The sequence below is a fragment of the Actinomadura geliboluensis genome (assembly GCF_005889745.1).
GTDB lineage: Bacteria > Actinomycetota > Actinomycetes > Streptosporangiales > Streptosporangiaceae > Spirillospora > Spirillospora geliboluensis.
This window is the reverse complement of the sequence record NZ_VCKZ01000715.1, coordinates 1-1679: the sequence shown is the minus strand read 5'-3', so window position 1 is coordinate 1679 and position 1679 is coordinate 1. Positions and strand designations below refer to the sequence as shown.

2 protein-coding genes and 1 rRNA gene are annotated in these 1679 nt (G+C 66.8%); 2 read left to right on the top strand and 1 reads right to left on the bottom strand.

All coding sequences use genetic code 11. The annotated features are described in order from the left end of the window. Positions 1–67 (top strand): 5S ribosomal RNA (rrf, locus tag ETD96_RS48460); the annotation flags it as partial. Between the two features lie 42 nt (positions 68–109). Here the strand turns inward: rrf and ETD96_RS43780 are convergent. Further along, positions 110–931, bottom strand: coding sequence for a phosphotransferase family protein (locus ETD96_RS43780; protein ID WP_171069546.1), 822 nt, complete (start codon positions 929–931; stop codon positions 110–112). Positions 932–1081: 150 nt separating this feature from the next. Here ETD96_RS43780 and ETD96_RS43775 point away from each other — a divergent pair, with 150 nt between their 5' ends. Then, positions 1082–1291 carry a DUF397 domain-containing protein gene (locus tag ETD96_RS43775; RefSeq protein ID WP_138642351.1) on the top strand — a complete coding sequence of 70 codons (210 nt, stop codon included), beginning with the start codon at positions 1082–1084 and terminating at the stop codon, positions 1289–1291. Positions 1292–1679 lie beyond the last annotated feature (388 nt).

Below are 1679 nucleotides of genomic sequence, written 5' to 3'. Positions count from 1 at the left end.
AGTTAAGCCCTTCAGCGCCGATGGTACTGCATGGGAGACCGTGTGGGAGAGTAGGACGCCGCCGGACACATATTGCAGGAAGGCCCCGCCGTTTTCGGCGGGGCCTTTCTCATTTCTGGCCCAGCAGTTCGAGGACTCTCGTCGCCTGGGAGGCGAGGATGGGCGATCCGTCCGGCGAGCGGCCTTGGCTGCTGTTCAGGATCCGGAGCAACCAGAAGAGCGCGTGCAGCCGCCGGCAATCGGTGAACCTCGAAGCCCCAGGCTCCTCCGATGCCACCTCCTCCAACACTCGAACGAGGGCGGTTCCGCCGTGCTGCCGTACCGAGATGTGCTCGGTCATCTCCGCCAGCTCGTACGCGCGGTCGCTGAGGCCGGAGTACTCGAAATCGACCAGGCGCGCCTCGGAGCCGTCCAACAGGTAATTGGCGAGATTCCCGTCCCCGGTCCCGAACACGGGCGTTCCCGGCTGAGCTAGTCGGTCGGCGAGATCCGGGTGTTGGAGCCATTGCGAGCCTTCGGTCAGTGCCTTGGCGGCCATTGGGGAAGCATCGAGGCTCGAACCCTCCGCACACCATCCCCTCACCTGCTGCAGCAGCTCGGCGGGCCGGCCCGCGCGAGGTGGAAGTGAGGCCAGGGCCGTCCGCGGAATCGCCTCCTGGACCTGGACAACGGTGTGCGCGACCGCAGCCGCCTGCTCCGTCCCGACGGGGTCGGAGAGAGGTAACCCAGGCAGACGGGACATCACGACCGTTGGTGGGGCGGCGGCGAGGTCGGCGGAGACTGGCATTGGTGCTGTTCCGGGGACATGCTCGTCGAGCAGTATCAGAGCGGTCCACTCCCGCTCCGGTTGCCTGTACTCCCATGACCGGTAGCGCTTGACCACCACCTCGGCTGCGATTTCGAGGAGATGCGTGCTCGACCGGTCGCTCATGCCATCCCTTCTAGGCCGGGGCCGACGCTTCTCGCCCATGATCATCGTGACCAAGCGGTCATACCATTGATGGACTTCAGGACGTCCTAAACCCCCACTTCTGAATGGTTTGTTTAATGAGGGTAGGGGTCCGGCAACCAGGGAGGGTCAATGGATCGGGTTCGTGCGGCGCGCGATGGCGCCACGTGGCGCAAGAGCTCCCGGAGCAACGGTTCGAGCAACTGTGTCGAGGTCGCCCGCCTGCGGCCCGGCATCGGGATCCGGGACAGCAAGGCACCGGCCGGAGCCGTGCTCGTCCTCGATGCGGAGCACTGGGCGACGTTCCTTGAGGCGGTCAAGGCGCGGGTGAACGAGATCTGAGCCGACTGGAAAGGCGGTAAGCCGAGCCGTTGGACGGACGGGCCTGGGCATCGGCCGGGATGAACGAATCCGGCCCTCCTTGCGGTGGTCATCGGTCGATGCCCCTTGGCCCGTTGCTGATGCGCCGCAGCGGAGACGGCCAGGCCCCGCCGAGCATCGCATCGGCAGGACGGAGCTGAGGCCGCCGGCCCACAGCAGCCCCCCGGTTCCGCGCTCCAACATTCCGGGGAGGACGGCACCCGCCGCGTCGATGGCCGTGGCCGGATACATCCACTTCATCGAATCCTTCACCGCCGCCGTGTGCGTGTGCGTGATGGGAGTCGGCTGGCTTGACCGAGCCCGCCGCCGGGTCGAGGGCATGCGGCTGATGGGTGACGGGATGCGGGAG